Below are 15,524 nucleotides of genomic sequence, written 5' to 3' on the forward strand. Positions count from 1 at the left end.
TTAGGTGACCTTCACTTGACCGCTGCCATCCAGGCGCGCGGAAAAACTGACCTGACGCTTGAAACCTTCAACTTCCAGCAGGCCTTCGATACTGAAGGACAGGCGAAGCTGATCGTGATCACGCGGCAGGGAAATGACACGCACGTTGCTCAGGCGCGGCTCGTAGGCTTCGATGAAGTTTTCGATAGCCAGACGGGCCTGACTCAGGGAGTCGTGCAGGCTCAGGCGCATGTCATTGAGATCGGGCAACCCGTAGTCGGACAGCGTTTGCACGCTGCCGGCCCGGGTGCTGAGCATTTTGGCCAGATGGGCAGCCACTGACGCCATGGCACAAGCCTCAAGGCTGTTGCCCTTGCGTAGTTGCGCGTCGCCGTTGAGGCGTTCGAACAGGCTGCCGTATCCGTCCATGAGTCGCTCTTACTCTTTGTCCAGCTTGCCAACCAGCGACAGGGTGAAATCGGCACCCATGTACTTGAAGTGCGGACGCACGTTCAAGCTCACGCGGTACCAGCCTGGCTCGCCTTCAACGTCGCTGACGATGATTTGCGCAGCGCGCAGCGGACGACGGCCACGTACTTCGGCGCTCGGGTTTTCCTGGTCGGCAACGTACTGACGGATCCACTTGTTGAGTTCCAGCTCGAGGTCGGTACGTTCTTTCCACGAACCGAGTTGCTCGCGCTGCAGCACTTTCAAGTAGTGAGCCAGGCGGTTGACGATCATCATGTACGGCAGTTGGGTGCCGAGCTTGTAGTTCAGCTCTGCCGCCTTGCCTTCTGCGCTGATGCCGAAGAACTTCGGCTTCTGCACCGAGCTTGCGGAGAAGAACGCCGCGTTGTCGGAGCCTTTACGCATGGTCAGGGAGATGAAGCCTTCCTCGGCCAGTTCGTATTCACGACGGTCGCTGACCAGAACCTCGGTAGGGATCTTGGTTTCGATTTCGCCCATGCTTTCGAAGTGGTGCAACGGCAGGTCTTCAACCGCGCCGCCGCTCTGCGGGCCGATGATGTTCGGGCACCAGCGGAATTTGGCGAAGCTGTCGGTCAGCTTGGTGCCGAACGCGTAAGCGGTGTTGCCCCACAGGTAGTGCTCGTGGCTATTGGCAACGGTTTCCTTGTACACGAACGATTTGACCGGGTTTTCTTCCGGATCGTACGGGTTACGCAGCAGGAAACGCGGCACGGTCAGGCCAACATAGCGGGAGTCTTCCGAGGTACGGAAGCTCTGCCATTTGGCGAATTGCGGGCCTTCGAAGTGGTCTTTCAGATCTTTCAGATCCGGCAGGCCGGTGAAGCTTTCCAGACCGAAGAATTTCGGACCGGCAGCGGCGATGAACGGCGCGTGGGACATGCAGGCTACGCTGGACACGTACTGCATCAATTTCACGTCCGGCGAGCTTGGGGACATGTAGTAGTTGGCGATGATCGCGCCAACTGGCTGTCCACCGAACTGGCCGTATTCAGCGGTGTAGATGTGCTTGTACAGGCCCGACTGCATGACTTCCGGCGAATCTTCGAAATCGTCCAGCAGGTCGTCTTTGGAGACGTTGAGGATTTCGATCTTGATGTTTTCGCGGAAGTTGGTGCGATCGACCAGCAACTGCAGACCACGCCATGCCGATTCCAGCGACTGGAAGTCCGGGTGGTGAAGGATTTCGTCCATCTGACGGCTGAGCTTGGCATCGATCTCGGCGATCATGCGGTCAACCATGGCTTTCTTGACCGGCTCACCGTTGTTCTGCGGCTTGAGCAGTTCTTCGATGAACGCCGACACACCGCGCTTGGCGATGTCGTAGGCTTCGTCGTCCGGGGTCAGACGGGTTTCGGCGATGATGCTGTCGAGAATGCTGTACTCGCCGTTTTCGGCGCTCTTCTCTTGTGCTGCGCTAGTGCTCATTGTGTTGGCTTCCTTGGCTGGAGTCTCAGGCGTCCGGGGCTGCGGCGTTCAGGCCCAGCTCACCGAGTACGCGACCGCGGGATTCGTCGTCGGCGAGCACGCCTTCGATCGCTTTACGGAACGCAGGTGCGTTACCCAGCGGGCCTTTGAGGGCCACCAGCGCATCGCGCAGTTCCATCAGTTTTTTCAGCTCAGGCACTTGCTCGACCAGGCTGGCCGGGTTGAAGTCCTTCATCGAATTGACGCGCAGTTGCACAGCCAGCTCGTCGGCGTCGCCATCTTCCTGCAGACGGTTCGGTACGCTCAGTGTCAGTTGCAGCTCTTGCTTGGCCAGCACTTCGTCGAAGGTCATCTTGTCGATGCTGATCGGCTTGCGATCTTCGATTTTGCGCTCGTCCTTGCGGTGGGTGTAGTCACCGATTGCCAGCAGCTTCAGCGGCAGTTCAATCTCTTCCTGAGCACCGCCGGTGGCGGGTTTGAAGGTGACGTTGATGCGTTCCTTGGGGGCTACCGAGCCTTCTTTGGCCATGGCTTTTCTCCTTGCGGTTGTGGCCCTGGGGCCTATTCGAGTACCACTTCGAGATCGAGGTGGCACAGCCTGCGATAAATCTCTTCCTTGCGTTCACGTACGGCATGGTTCTGCGGCAACAACTCGCAGCAACTGTGCAGCAGGTGCAGCACTTCCAATGCAAGATCGGGCTCCCAGGCGTGCAGGCCTGAGTCCTGTAATGTCTGATCGAGGGTTTCCAGCTGGTTCTTGGCCAGTTCGTATTTCTTGGCCATGAAGCACAGGCGCGCGAGGGCGAACTGCCAGAAGAACCGTTCGCGGCCGCCATGGGCCGACTGCAAGCCTTGCTTGAGCGTCTGCACGGCAGGCTTCAAGCCTTCCTTGCGCAGCAGTGGCAGAACTTCTTCGAGGGCTTTTTCCCAGGCCGGCTGGGTTTCGACGTTTTCGCTTTCGACCTTGCGCGGCGCGCTGGCGCTTTGCAGGTGCGGCATGACGTTGGCGGCGATCCACGCCCGGGTAGACGGATCGGCAAACGGCGCGCCGTCATGGAAGCGCAATTCGACAATGCCGGGCAGGCGCTGAATCAAAAGCGCGAAGTGGATTTCCACTTCGCGCATGGCCAGCTCGGCGTTGAGGTTCTGGAGACATTCCCAGACCATCCTCTGGCCATCGAACCAGAACGGCGCCTTCGCCAGGCTCGCCTCCAGTTCCACCAGCAGGTCGGCGTATTTGCCCTGATCGAAACGGTCCTGGTAGAGCTTGAGTTTTTCCAGCGGCAGACCGCGCAACACGGTGATCTGCTCGGCGTTGCGTTCGGGCACGGCGTCGATGGTCATCCACAGCAACGTGCGGTTCAGGCGCAGGGCGCGCAGGTCGGTGGCTTTCTGTTTGAGCCACCAGGCGCACAGCGGACGGGCGCTGTCCTGCTGGGCGCGCAGGGCTTTGTGCGCGTCTCTTTCGTTGTCGATCGGTGCGCCGGGGGCGAGCAACTGGCTGGCGGCCTGCTTGACCTGCGCCACCGCCGCACCGACGACGCCAGGGGCCGGCTGGTTGTCGGCCGCACGCTGGATCATGGTTTTCAGGCGACGGGAGATCGGCAGCAACAGCGGCGAGTCGTCGCCCAAATGCTCGGCACACGCGGCTTCGAGGCCGGACAGGTGCTCGGAGAGCTGCCGGAACATCGGCAGCTGCTCTTTGATCGCGATGTTTTCGGTGATCACCTGCTCGAGACGCGGCACCAGCCAGCCAATGGCGGCGGCACGGGTGCGGGGTTTGAGCGGGTGAACGTCGGCCCAGTTGTTTTCCGACAGATGGTGCAGCAGACCGAGGCCGGCCAGTAGCCCTGGGAAGGATTCACGCTGATACAGCGACCAGGTCAGCCAGGCGCCGACACGCAGATCCTTGGATTGGGTGCGCAGGAGGTTTTCGCTGTTTTCGCGAATTTTCAGCCAGTCGATCTGCCCGCTTTCGTGCATCGACGAGGCTTTGGCCAGCTCACTTTCCAGGGCCTCGAATTCGCTCGAAAAGCGTACGTCTTCGCCCGCAAAATTCTCTTTGGAAACAGAGACTTTCGCGAGTTCGAGGTAATGGGCGGAAAGTTTGCTTGAGTAGGACATCCATGGCCTTTAATTGGATTACAGTCGTGCGCCTATTGGAGTTTCAGCGGCGCGGGACAGTATCGAAGAGCAGTGACGCGACTCATCCAATTGAGTGTGTGCTCTATCAAGTGCGCGCATCGTAATCACAATGATGGCCACTAGCAAGCATCCGATCAAACAACAAGACGAAGTGTTCTTTAATTGCTGTAGGAGGTTTCCCTATATTCAGTCAGGGAATCCCTGACACGTTCTTTTTAATCAGTCACGCGCAGAGACAACCTGAAAACCTTGATTTAGAGCGCTCGTTCCAGATCCCCCTCACCACGTAAAAAGGGCCGTAGCGGAATGGCGCAGAGCATGACAAGTTTTGAAAAAACTGGATGTAGGATTATTCCTAAAGACCTTGGTATTGATTCAACAAAACGCAGTGAGACAACGAACAATTAAAAAAGTGCCATCATTTTGATGGCCTCTATATATAGAGCCTGTCTTCATTATTTAGGAGGGGCGATAGCTATCAAATGAAACGAATACCGAATAGGTACTAACGTTTAGATCCGAACTGTATGTCTGTATAAATCACCAGGCACAAAAAATGGGCATCCGACCGCAATCGGTATGCCCATTTTTTTATACAGCGCCCCCGCGATTGAGGGAGTTCGCCGTATTAAGGATTGACGCTGTCTTTCAACGACTTGCCTGGCTTGAACGCTACAGTGTTGCTGGCCTTGATTTTCACCGGCTCACCGGTCTGCGGGTTTTTGCCGGTGCGCGCACCGCGATGGCGTTGCAGGAAGGTGCCGAAGCCCACCAGCGTGACGCTGTCCTTGCGGTGCAGAGCGCCGGTGATTTCTTCGAGAACGGCGTTGAGTACGCGGTTGGCCTGTTCTTTGGTCAGATCTGCTTTTTCAGCGATTGCAGCGGCGAGTTCTGGTTTACGCATTAGTGAAGCCCCTTTGACGGTTTTTTGTTGTTATGTCCGTGCTGTTCTCGTTGGAACAGCGCCCAAGGCGCCGCAGGCTCTACTCTGCGGCAGACGGGAGTGAGAATGGCACGCGGACAAGGCCTGCGCCAGTCTCACTACGACCTTTGTGGGGGCAAAACCGGGGTGATTCCGACAGAACGACCGGTATTTACGCCAGTAGGGCCGGAAGCTGTTTGTTCAGGGCAAGTTTTTCCATGACCGCCGCGCCCGTCAGCGCGTAACCCAGCAACTGACCGTCGGCGCTGTGGCACAGGGCTTTGATGTCGCCACCCTGCCCTTCGACGCTCCAGACGCCCTCGCTGCCCCGTGGCGGTGGCGAAACTACCAGCGGACACACCGGAGTTTTTACGGTGATCGGCATCGGACCGTAGTTCACGGCGGTGGGGTTTCCTGCCAGGGTTTGTGCCAGCGCTCGCGCACAGCTCATGAGGGGCATCACGTACAGCAGATTCAGCCCATCGACCTCGGCACAGTCGCCCAGCGCATAGATATTGGCGTGGGACGTCTTCAAATGCCGGTCGACGACGACGCCGCGATTGACCTGCACGCCGGCAGCCGCTGCCAGATCGATGCGTGGACGCAGGCCGATCGCCGAGACCACCACATCGCAGGCGATGACCTGACCGTCGGACAGATGCGCTTCGAGGCCGTCAGCGACTTTCTGCAAGCGCGTCAGCACCGGGCCGAGGTGGAATTTTGCCCCGAGGCTTTCCAGCCCTGCCTGTACCGCTGCCGCAGCGGCCGGATGGAGCAAGGTCGGCATGACTTGTTCGCACGGCGCGACCAGTTGCACTTCATAGCCACCTAGGATCAGGTCGTTGGCGAATTCGCAGCCAATCAGACCAGCGCCGAGCAGCAATACCCGGCGTTTGCCGGCCGCTGCCGCGCGAAAACGTGCGTATTCTTCGAGATCATTGATCGGGAACACCAGATCGCTGCCGTCACCCTCGATCGGTACGCGAACGGTTTCCGCGCCCCAGGCGAGAATAAGGTCGCGGTAGGGCACGGCTTCTTCGCCGATCCACAGGCGCTTGTGGCCGGCGTCGATGCCGCTGATGCGCGTGTGGGTGCGCACTTCGGCTTTCAACTGCTCGGCCATTGCGCCGGGTTCGGCCATGCTCAGGCCATCGGCGTCCTTGTTCTTGCCGAAACCGGTGGAGAGCATCGGCTTGGAGTAAGAGCGGCCGTCATCTGCGGTAATCAACAGCAGCGGGGTTTCGCTATCGAGTTTGCGAAACTCGCGAGCCAGGTTATAGCCGGCCAGCCCAGTGCCAACGATGACGACAGGTGCGCTCATGCCTTACTCCTTCACTTTGCTTAGTTGATTTCGATCATTTCGAAGTCCATCTTGCCGACGCCGCAGTCCGGGCACAGCCAGTCTTCGGGGACGTCCTGCCACAGGGTGCCCGGCGCGATGCCGTCATCCGGCCAGCCATCGGCTTCGTTGTAGATCAGGCCGCAGACCACACATTGCCACTTTTTCATTCAGGTACTTCCTCAGGGTTCAGGCTTATTACCGGCGCGGAGGGTCGATGGGTGTTGCGCTGCCATCCGGCTCAGGGCGTTTTGTACTGATGGAGCCCGGCAGATGCAAGCCTGTTCGGCGCAATGGCGCTCCGGATCAATCAAAATCGCAACGCGCCATGGTAAGCTCGCCGCCTCATTTGCGGCCAATAATGACTCATTGTGCAACATTCAAATGCCTGCCCGGCCCCGCTCTGGCTGACTCAAAGCCAACTGACGCCCCTCCCCGATTCGTTGACCCTGAACTGGTTGTTCGACGAAGGCTCGCTGACCCGCCGACTGACGCGGCTGTCCAACGATGGCTTCAGCGTGACCCCGTTATTCGAGGGCTGGGACATCCTGCGCGCCGACGAATGCGCGGCCTTGAACCTGGCCGAAGGCAGCGAAGGCTGGGTGCGCGAAGTGTATTTGCGCGGGCATGACGAGGCCTGGGTGTTTGCCCGCAGCGTGGCCTCACGCGCCGCTTTGCAGGGCGACGGTTTGCACATGGATGAACTGGGCAGCCGCTCGCTGGGCGAACTGCTGTTTTGCGATCAGGCCTTCCTACGCCGCGCCATCGAAGTGTGTCACTACCCTGAAGCATGGCTGCCGCCTGCCGCCAAAGCACCGCAGCTGTGGGGCCGCCGTTCGCGGTTCGACCGTGGCGCGCTGAGCGTGCTGGTTGCAGAAATCTTCTTGCCGAGCCTGTGGAGCGCCGCCCGCGCCCATCCGGAGAATTGCTGATGTATCAGAGCCTGCTCAAGTCCCTGAACCGTTTGAACCCGCGCGCCTGGGATTTCATTCAGTTGACCCGGATGGACAAGCCGATCGGCATTTATCTGCTGCTGTGGCCGACGTTGTGGGCGCTGTGGATTGCCGGCAAAGGCTCGCCGTCGCTGGCCAACGTGGTGATTTTCGTCCTTGGCGTGATACTGACCCGCGCCGGTGGTTGCGTGATCAACGACTGGGCCGATCGCAAGGTCGACGGTCACGTCAAACGCACCGCGCAACGACCACTGGCGAGCGGCAAGATCAGTTCGAAAGAGGCGCTGGTGTTCTTCGCGCTGCTGATGGGCGTGAGTTTCCTGCTGGTGCTGTGCACCAATGCGCCAACGATCTGGCTATCGCTGGGCGGTTTGGCGCTGGCCTTCACTTACCCGTTCATGAAGCGCTACACCTATTACCCGCAAGTGGTGCTGGGCGCGGCGTTTTCCTGGGGCATGCCGATGGCGTTTACCGCCGAGACCGGCGAACTGCCGGCGGCGGCCTGGCTGCTGTGGATCGCCAATCTGTTGTGGACGGTGGGTTACGACACCTATTACGCGATGACCGACCGCGATGACGACTTGAAGATCGGCGTGAAATCCACGGCGATCCTGTTCGGTGAGGCGGATCGGGTGATCATTCTGAGCTTGCAGGCGTTGTCGCTGGGCTGCCTGTTGTTGGCGGGGTCGAAGTTCGAGCTGGGGGTGTGGTTCCACCTTGGTCTGCTGGTGGCTGCCGGTTGTTACGCGTGGGAATTCTGGTACACCCGCGATCGCGACCGGATGCGCTGCTTCAAGGCGTTTTTGCACAACCACTGGGCCGGGTTGGCGATATTCGTCGGGATCGTGCTGGACTACGCGCTGCGCTAAACACCAAACCTTGCAGGAGCCGAGCTTGCTCGCGAAAACGGTGTGTCAGTTAACGAATTGGCTGACTGACACGGCGCTTTCGCGAGCAAGCTCGGCTCCTACAAAGGCAATGCGGTTACTTGGCTTTGGCGACTTTCCAGGCGCCGTCCATTTTCCCTTCACCGGTCATGTCACCGGCCTTCTTGTCCATCTTGAAGGTGTACAACGGCATACCTTGATAGGCCCATTGCATCTTGCCGTCATCGCGCTTGATTACCGTCCAGTCGCCCATCGACTTGTCGCCGGCAGTCGCCATGAGTGGTGGCCAGTTTTCGGCGCACTTGTCGTTGCACATCGACTTGCCACCTGAGTCCTTGGCGAAGGTGTACAGGGTCATGCCGTGGTGATCGGTGTACATGCCGTCTTTTTCCATCGCAGGATCCGCAGCCATGGCAAATCCAGGCAAAGTCAGGGCCGCAGCCATCAGCAGGGCTTTGAAAGAAACAGTCATTTGAGTCATGGAAACCTTCTTTTGTGGTTGTCAGGATTCGGACTTAGAGCTTAGTTCAGGATTTGCACAATCGCCGCCGGACTAAAATACTGTCACACGACTGCAATAATTCCGTTATCTAATGCGGCGCAAGACAGTTAAATGACAAGAGGATTAAGGCATGGTTGGCAGGAGCATTCTGATCGTCGACGACGAAGCGCCCATTCGCGAAATGATCGCCGTTGCGTTGGAAATGGCCGGCTATGACTGCCTCGAGGCGGAGAACTCGCAGCAGGCGCACGCCATCATCGTCGACCGCAAGCCGGACCTGATCCTGCTCGACTGGATGCTGCCCGGCACTTCCGGCATCGAACTGGCCCGCCGCCTCAAGCGTGACGAGCTGACTGGGGACATCCCGATCATCATGCTTACCGCCAAGGGCGAAGAGGACAACAAGATCCAGGGTCTGGAAGTCGGCGCCGACGACTACATCACCAAACCGTTTTCCCCGCGTGAACTGGTCGCCCGCCTCAAAGCTGTGCTGCGCCGCGCCGGACCGACCGATGGCGAAGCGCCGATTGAAGTCGGTGGCTTGCTGCTCGACCCGATCAGCCACCGTGTGACCATCGACGGCAAACCGGCCGAGATGGGCCCGACCGAATACCGTCTGCTGCAATTCTTCATGACCCACCAGGAACGCGCCTACACCCGTGGCCAGTTGCTGGATCAAGTCTGGGGCGGCAACGTCTACGTTGAAGAACGCACCGTCGACGTGCACATCCGCCGTCTGCGCAAGGCCCTCGGCGACGCCTACGAAAATCTGGTACAAACCGTGCGCGGTACCGGTTACCGGTTTTCCACCAAAGCGTAAAAAAGCAGCTGCACGCTTCTGGCTATAAGCGGCAAGAAACAACGAGCCGCTGTGCCTTGCAGCTTGCGGCTTGAAACTTGAAGCTGCGTTTAAGGACGCCCCGTGAATCAAAACTGGCATGGCACCCTGATTCGCCACATGCTGCTGCTGGTCACCGCGTGTCTGGTGATCGGCCTGATCACCGGCTATTACGGCTGGAGCCTCGCGGCGGGTCTGGGTATTTATCTGGGCTGGACGCTCAAGCAATTGCTGCGCCTGCACGAGTGGCTGCGCCAGCACCAACCCGACGAAGCACCGCCCGACGGCTATGGCCTGTGGGGCGAAGTGTTCGACAGCATCTACCACCTGCAACGCCGCGACCAACGCGTGCGTGGGCGCCTGCAAGCGGTGATCGACCGGGTGCAGGAGTCCACCGCTGCGCTGAAAGACGCGGTGATCATGCTCGACAGCGACGGCAACCTGGAATGGTGGAACCGCGCCGCCGAAACCCTTCTCGGCCTCAAGACCCCGCAAGACAGCGGCCAACCGGTAACCAACCTGGTACGGCATCCGCGCTTCAAGGAATACTTCGAGCAGGAAAGTTACGCCGAGCCGCTGGAAATCCCTTCGCCGACCAATGATCGCGTGCGCATTCAGTTGTACCTCACCCGCTATGGCAACAATGAACACTTGATGCTGGTGCGCGACGTCACGCGCATTCATCAGCTTGAGCAAATGCGCAAAGACTTCATCGCCAACGTTTCCCACGAACTGCGCACCCCGCTGACAGTGATCTGCGGTTATCTGGAAACCCTGCTCGACAACGTCGAAGACGTGAACCCACGCTGGAGTCGAGCCCTGCAACAGATGCAGCAACAGGGCGGGCGCATGCAGACGCTGCTCAATGATCTGTTGTTGCTGGCGAAGCTGGAAGCCACCGACTACCCGTCGGACAACCAGCCGATCCATGTCGATACATTGCTGCAATCGATCAAGAGCGATGCGCAGCAGCTGTCCGGTTCGAAAAACCAGCGCATCACCCTCGAAGCCGACGCCAGCCTGCTGCTCAAGGGCAGCGAGGCGGAATTGCGCAGTGCGTTTTCCAACCTGGTGTTCAACGCGGTGAAGTACACCCCGGCCGAAGGCAACATCCGCGTCCGCTGGTGGGGCGACGAACAAGGTGCGCACCTGAGCGTGCAGGATTCCGGGATCGGCATCGACAGCAAACACCTGCCGCGCCTGACCGAACGCTTCTATCGCGTCGACTCCAGCCGCAACTCCAACACCGGCGGCACCGGCCTGGGCCTGGCCATCGTCAAACACGTGTTGTTGCGCCATCGCGCGCGCATGGAGATCAGCAGCGTGCCCGGTCACGGCAGCACGTTCACCTGCCATTTCGCCCCGGCGCAAGTCGCTCCAGTGCGGATAAACAGCGCCGCCGAGTAGAGCGCCACTAGGCAATCGCCCAGTCAGCCGCTACATTGGCTGACTTGTGCCTGCCTTTCAGGCGCGGCTTTTACTTCTTTCGAATCACACGGAACCCGCAAAACTCCATCATGGACCCTTCCCCTGGCTTGTCCCTCGCAACAATATTCGCCGATTTCGGCATGATCCTTTTTGCTCTGATCCTGGTTTTGCTCAACGGCTTCTTCGTTGCGGCAGAGTTCGCCATGGTCAAACTGCGCTCGACCCGGGTCGAGGCCATCGCTGATAAAAACGGCTGGCGCGGGCACATCCTGCGCACCGTACACAGTCAGCTCGATGCGTACCTCTCGGCGTGTCAGTTGGGTATCACCCTGGCCTCGCTCGGCCTTGGCTGGGTCGGTGAGCCGGCGTTCGCGCATATTCTCGAGCCGTTGCTCAGCGCGGTCGGCGTGCAATCGCCGGAAATCGTCAAAGGTGTGTCGTTCTTCACTGCGTTCTTCATCATTTCGTACCTGCACATCGTCGTCGGCGAGTTGGCCCCAAAATCGTGGGCGATTCGCAAACCCGAGTTGCTGTCGCTGTGGACGGCGGTGCCGCTGTACCTGTTCTACTGGGCAATGTACCCGGCGATTTACCTGCTCAACGCCAGCGCCAACGCGATTCTGCGTATCGCCGGCCAAGGTGAACCCGGCCCGCACCACGAACACCATTACAGCCGCGAAGAACTGAAACTGATCCTGCACTCCAGCCGTGGCCAGGATCCGAGCGATCAGGGCATGCGCGTACTGGCTTCGGCGGTGGAAATGGGCGAGCTGGAAGTGGTCGACTGGGCCAACTCCCGCGAAGACCTGATCACGCTGGAATTCAACGCGCCGCTGAAAGAAATCCTGGCGATGTTCCGTCGCCACAAGTTCAGCCGTTATCCGGTGTACGACAGCGAGCGTCAGGAGTTCGTCGGCCTGCTGCACATCAAGGATCTGCTGCTGGAATTGGCGGCGCTGGATCACATTCCCGAGTCGTTCAACCTGGCTGAACTGACCCGTCCGCTGGAGCGCGTATCGCGGCACATGCCGCTGTCGCAGTTGCTGGAGCAGTTCCGCAAGGGCGGCTCGCACTTCGCCGTGGTCGAGGAGGCTGACGGCAACATCATCGGCTACCTGACCATGGAAGACGTGCTGGAAGTGCTGGTCGGCGACATCCAGGACGAACACCGCAAGGCTGAGCGCGGCATTCTTGCCTATCAGCCCGGCAAGTTGCTGGTGCGTGGCGACACGCCGTTGTTCAAGGTTGAACGCCTGCTCGGTATCGACCTCGACCACATCGAAGCGGAAACCCTCGCCGGGCTGATCTACGAAACCCTGAAACGGGTACCGGAAGAGGAAGAAGTGCTGGAAGTCGAAGGGCTGCGGATCATCATCAAGAAGATGAAAGGGCCGAAGATTGTGCTGGCGAAGGTGTTGATGCTGGATTGATGGGTGGTCTGGGGGAGGCTTCTGTGGTGAGGGGATTTATCCCCGATGGGCTGCGAAGCGGCCCTGAATCTGCATTCGTATAGCATCTGACACAATGCATTCAATGGTTTTGGGACGGCTGCGCCCTCCATCGGGGATAAATCCCCTCTCCACAAAAGCCATCCGGATCTGATCCCTCGTGTGTTTACTGTTTGCCCAGCGCAAAGTTGGGCAATGCTCCCAGTGGCTGGTTGAACTGATACGGAATCGACACCAGCCCCGCTCCGCTGTTGCGCTGCACCACGAAGTGCAGGTGCGGGCCGCTGCTGTTGCCGGTGTTGCCCGACAGCGCCAACGGACTGCCGACCGTCACCCTTTGCCCTTCACGTACGCTCACCGAACCTTGCTTGAGGTGCAGGTACACGCCCATCGTGCCGTCATCGTGCAGCACCCGCACAAAGTTGCCCGACGCATCGTTGCCGCGCCCGCTCTGTGAATTCTCGGTTTTCACCACCACCCCTGCCCGCGCAGCAATGATCGGTGTGCCGACCGGCATGGCGATGTCCATCGCATATTTGTTCTTCGGCCCGTAGTGGCTGTATTGGCCGTTGGCACCCTGACTCAAGCGGAACGGCCCGCCACGCCACGGCAGCGGATAGCGATAACCCTGCGCGGTGCCAGCGGGATCACCGAGGGAATACTGGAACTGCGGCGTGTACACCAGTGGCTTGCCACCGGACACCGCCGTCAGCAACGCCAACCGCGTATTGCTGCGCGCCGGCAGCACCCGGCGGATGGTTTGCGCCGGCGCGCCACGCACGTTGCTCATGCCGGTAAACGCCAGCGCCACCTCGACCGGCGCATACAGGTCGTTGCGCACGAACACCACGTCGGTGCCCCTCTGCTTTTTGATGTCGAGGTACACCTGACGGTCCAGACGTTCGACCATCCGATCCTGAAAGACGAACACCTGCGAGCCTTTGCTCGGTCGGTCGCTGTAGGAGACAACGCCGTTGGCATCAGTGGATTTGTAAATGGTCATGGCCACAGCCGAGGTGGAGGCCATGAAGAGACCACAGAAAAACAGCAGGCGCGCGAGCATGGGCAAAAGTCTGTCTAAGTAAGGCCTGGAAGAGAGCCTAGCAGCTGAGACAGACCAGGGTAGTCGACAGATGTTTCAAATTGGGCAACGCGGGAGATCGGTGGTGCTTTTGATGGCCCCTTCGCGAGCAGGCTCACTCCTACATTGGAATGCATTTCCAATGTGGGAGCGAGCCTGCTCGCGAAGACGGACTTTCCGGCGACGCGAATTACGCGCCGGGCACGAAGTGCTTCTGCGCCGTGCCGCGAGCGATCAGACGGGAGATGTAGTCGAGCTTCTGCGCGTCCTGATCGACGAAGCGGAAAGTCAGTTGCAGCCAGTCGCTGTCGGCTTTCTGCTCGTGGGCGACGATGGCGTGCAGGTAGCCATTGAGGCGGGCGATTTCGGCGTTGTCGCCCTGCTCCAGGTCGAGTACGGCGCTGTCGAGGATCTGCGGCAGCGTGTCGGTGCGTTTCACCACCAGCAGCGCTTCCTTGATGCTCAGCGCCTTGATCACGCATTGCTGGTTGCCGCTTGGCAGGCGCAACTGGCCCTGACCGCGACCACCGGCCGGCGCTTTCGACGCGGCGGGTGCCTGCACTGGCGGGCTGTTGAGCAGACCACGGGACGGCGCAGCGGCGGGTGCTGGAGCAGCAGCGGCAGGCTTGGCGAACGGATTGACCGCAGCGGCCGCCGGAGCACCACCGACCACGGCAGGTTTACCGCCGGTCAAAGCGCTCAGGGAATCGTTGCCGAACGCCGAGTTCATCTTGGTCGGCGCGCTGTTCATCAGGGTGTCGAGTTTGCCGACCTTGTTCAGCGCCTGCTTGACCTTGGTCAGCAGCTGCTCGTTGGTGAATGGCTTGCTGACGTAACCGGAAACGCCGGCCTGAATCGCCTGCACGACGTTTTCCTTGTCGCCCCGGCTGGTGACCATGACAAACGGCATGGTCTTGAGATTGTCTTGCTCGCGGCACCAGGTCAGCAGTTCAAGACCGGACATTTCCGGCATTTCCCAGTCGCACAGGACCAGGTCGAACGCTTCTCTGGCCAGCATCGCTTGAGCTTTTTTGCCGTTGACGGCGTCCTCGGTGCGGATCCCCGGGAAGTAATTACGCAGGCACTTTTTTACCAGGTCACGAATGAACGAAGCATCGTCCACGACCAACACACTGATCTTGCTCATCCAACACCCCTATAAAAATCCCGGCAAGCATACCGCTTTTACTGATGGCACATTGCCAACAATCTTCAGTCACGCCGGGACTTTTCGTTCGCGGGTGCTGCTTTTCAATTCGATTCTTTGTTCGATAACCGTAAACAAAAACGCCCGGCCAAAGGGCCGGGCGCTTTTCTCAGGCAATCTTACTTATCGTCAGCATCGCCCGGAACATTAGCGGTTTCGCCGCTTGTGCCTTGAACTTCTTCCTTCATGCGCTTGAGGCCCATATGACGCACGTCGGTGCCGCGCACCAGGTAGATGACCAATTCGGAGATGTTGCGCGCGTGATCGCCGATGCGCTCCAGGGAACGCAGCACCCAGATGATGCTCAAGACCCGCGAGATAGAGCGCGGGTCTTCCATCATGTAGGTCGCCAGCTCGCGCAGCGCGGTCTTGTATTCGCGGTCGATGATCTTGTCGTACTGCGCCACCGACAGTGCCAGATCGGCATCGAAGCGGGCAAACGCGTCGAGCGCATCGCGGACCATGTTGCGCACCTGGTCGCCGATGTGGCGAACCTCGACGTAACCGCGTGGCGCTTCACCTTCTTCGCAGAGCTGAATCGCACGGCGGGCGATCTTGGTCGCTTCGTCGCCGATGCGCTCGAGGTCGATCACCGACTTGGAGATGCTGATAATCAGACGCAAGTCAGACGCTGCCGGCTGACGACGGGCGAGAATGCGCAGGCATTCTTCGTCGATGTTGCGTTCCATCTGGTTGATCTGGTCGTCGATCTCGCGCACCTGCTGAGCCAGGCCGGAGTCGGCCTCGATCAGCGCGGTCACCGCGTCGTTGACCTGCTTCTCGACCAGCCCGCCCATGGCCAGGAGGTGGCTGCGCACTTCCTCAAGCTCGGCGTTGAACTGCGCGGAGATGTGATGGGTGAGGCCTTCTTTGGAAATCAT

The 15,524-nt window shown here is 59.6% G+C and carries 16 protein-coding genes; 5 read left to right on the forward strand and 11 right to left on the reverse strand.

What is annotated here, in order from left to right:
- The 7 genes from tssE to JFT91_RS05305 all read right to left on the reverse strand — a co-directional run bounded on the left by tssE (window position 1) and on the right by JFT91_RS05305 (window position 6,469).
- Window positions 1-408, reverse strand: coding sequence for a type VI secretion system baseplate subunit TssE (gene tssE, locus JFT91_RS05275; protein WP_201231748.1), 408 nt, complete (start codon window positions 406-408; stop codon window positions 1-3).
- A 9-nt stretch (window positions 409-417) separates the two neighbouring features.
- Window positions 418-1,893: a type VI secretion system contractile sheath large subunit gene (gene tssC / locus JFT91_RS05280; RefSeq protein ID WP_201229359.1), complete on the reverse strand. Its 1,476-nt coding sequence runs from the start codon at window positions 1,891-1,893 to the stop codon at window positions 418-420.
- Window positions 1,894-1,918: 25 nt separating this feature from the next.
- Window positions 1,919-2,422 carry a type VI secretion system contractile sheath small subunit gene (gene tssB / locus JFT91_RS05285; RefSeq protein ID WP_201229363.1) on the reverse strand — a complete coding sequence of 168 codons (504 nt, stop codon included), beginning with the start codon at window positions 2,420-2,422 and terminating at the stop codon, window positions 1,919-1,921.
- A gap of 32 nt (window positions 2,423-2,454) precedes the next feature.
- On the reverse strand, window positions 2,455-4,017 hold the full coding sequence (gene tssA, locus JFT91_RS05290) for a type VI secretion system protein TssA (protein ID WP_201229371.1): 1,563 nt from the start codon (window positions 4,015-4,017) through the stop codon (window positions 2,455-2,457).
- Between the two features lie 649 nt (window positions 4,018-4,666).
- Complete coding sequence (locus JFT91_RS05295; protein WP_003213368.1) at window positions 4,667-4,942, reverse strand: HU family DNA-binding protein; 276 nt, start codon at window positions 4,940-4,942, stop codon at window positions 4,667-4,669.
- Window positions 4,943-5,132: 190 nt separating this feature from the next.
- The gene (locus JFT91_RS05300) at window positions 5,133-6,281 is read right to left on the reverse strand and encodes an NAD(P)/FAD-dependent oxidoreductase (protein ID WP_201231749.1); all 1,149 of its coding nucleotides are present in this window, start codon (window positions 6,279-6,281) and stop codon (window positions 5,133-5,135) included.
- A 20-nt stretch (window positions 6,282-6,301) separates the two neighbouring features.
- Window positions 6,302-6,469: a rubredoxin gene (locus JFT91_RS05305; RefSeq protein WP_007954349.1), complete on the reverse strand. Its 168-nt coding sequence runs from the start codon at window positions 6,467-6,469 to the stop codon at window positions 6,302-6,304.
- A gap of 201 nt (window positions 6,470-6,670) precedes the next feature.
- On the opposite strand from JFT91_RS05305, the gene JFT91_RS05310 reads away from it, so the two are divergent.
- Both JFT91_RS05310 and ubiA read left to right on the forward strand, forming a co-directional pair.
- On the forward strand, window positions 6,671-7,231 hold the full coding sequence (locus tag JFT91_RS05310) for a chorismate--pyruvate lyase family protein (protein ID WP_201149345.1): 561 nt from the start codon (window positions 6,671-6,673) through the stop codon (window positions 7,229-7,231).
- On the forward strand, window positions 7,231-8,121 hold the full coding sequence (ubiA, locus tag JFT91_RS05315; protein WP_201229377.1) for a 4-hydroxybenzoate octaprenyltransferase: 891 nt from the start codon (window positions 7,231-7,233) through the stop codon (window positions 8,119-8,121). Before JFT91_RS05310 ends, ubiA begins: the two co-directional genes overlap by 1 nt.
- Window positions 8,122-8,236: 115 nt before the next feature.
- Here ubiA and JFT91_RS05320 read toward each other — a convergent pair whose 3' ends face one another.
- Window positions 8,237-8,620 carry a COG4315 family predicted lipoprotein gene (locus JFT91_RS05320; protein WP_201231750.1) on the reverse strand — a complete coding sequence of 128 codons (384 nt, stop codon included), beginning with the start codon at window positions 8,618-8,620 and terminating at the stop codon, window positions 8,237-8,239.
- 151 nt (window positions 8,621-8,771) lie between these two features.
- Here JFT91_RS05320 and phoB point away from each other — a divergent pair, with 151 nt between their 5' ends.
- The 3 genes from phoB (at window position 8,772) to JFT91_RS05335 (ending at window position 12,337) form a co-directional block, all read left to right on the forward strand.
- Window positions 8,772-9,461 carry a phosphate regulon transcriptional regulator PhoB gene (gene phoB, locus JFT91_RS05325; protein ID WP_007896474.1) on the forward strand — a complete coding sequence of 230 codons (690 nt, stop codon included), beginning with the start codon at window positions 8,772-8,774 and terminating at the stop codon, window positions 9,459-9,461.
- Between the two features lie 138 nt (window positions 9,462-9,599).
- Window positions 9,600-10,886, forward strand: a complete 1,287-nt coding sequence (phoR, locus tag JFT91_RS05330; RefSeq protein ID WP_207196825.1) for a phosphate regulon sensor histidine kinase PhoR — start codon at window positions 9,600-9,602, stop codon at window positions 10,884-10,886.
- Between the two features lie 110 nt (window positions 10,887-10,996).
- Entirely contained in the window at window positions 10,997-12,337 is a 1,341-nt protein-coding gene (locus JFT91_RS05335; RefSeq protein ID WP_129386672.1) for a hemolysin family protein, read from the forward strand.
- Window positions 12,338-12,521: 184 nt separating this feature from the next.
- Here the strand turns inward: JFT91_RS05335 and JFT91_RS05340 are convergent, their stop codons facing one another.
- From JFT91_RS05340 to phoU, 3 genes are all read right to left on the reverse strand, one after another.
- Window positions 12,522-13,418, reverse strand: a complete 897-nt coding sequence (locus JFT91_RS05340; RefSeq protein ID WP_201229383.1) for a M23 family metallopeptidase — start codon at window positions 13,416-13,418, stop codon at window positions 12,522-12,524.
- A 208-nt stretch (window positions 13,419-13,626) separates the two neighbouring features.
- The gene (locus JFT91_RS05345) at window positions 13,627-14,583 is read right to left on the reverse strand and encodes a response regulator (RefSeq protein ID WP_201229384.1); all 957 of its coding nucleotides are present in this window, start codon (window positions 14,581-14,583) and stop codon (window positions 13,627-13,629) included.
- A gap of 179 nt (window positions 14,584-14,762) precedes the next feature.
- Window positions 14,763-15,524, reverse strand: coding sequence for a phosphate signaling complex protein PhoU (gene phoU / locus JFT91_RS05350; protein WP_201229385.1), 762 nt, complete (start codon window positions 15,522-15,524; stop codon window positions 14,763-14,765).

This window comes from Pseudomonas sp. TH08, from assembly GCF_016651275.1.
GTDB lineage: Bacteria > Pseudomonadota > Gammaproteobacteria > Pseudomonadales > Pseudomonadaceae > Aquipseudomonas.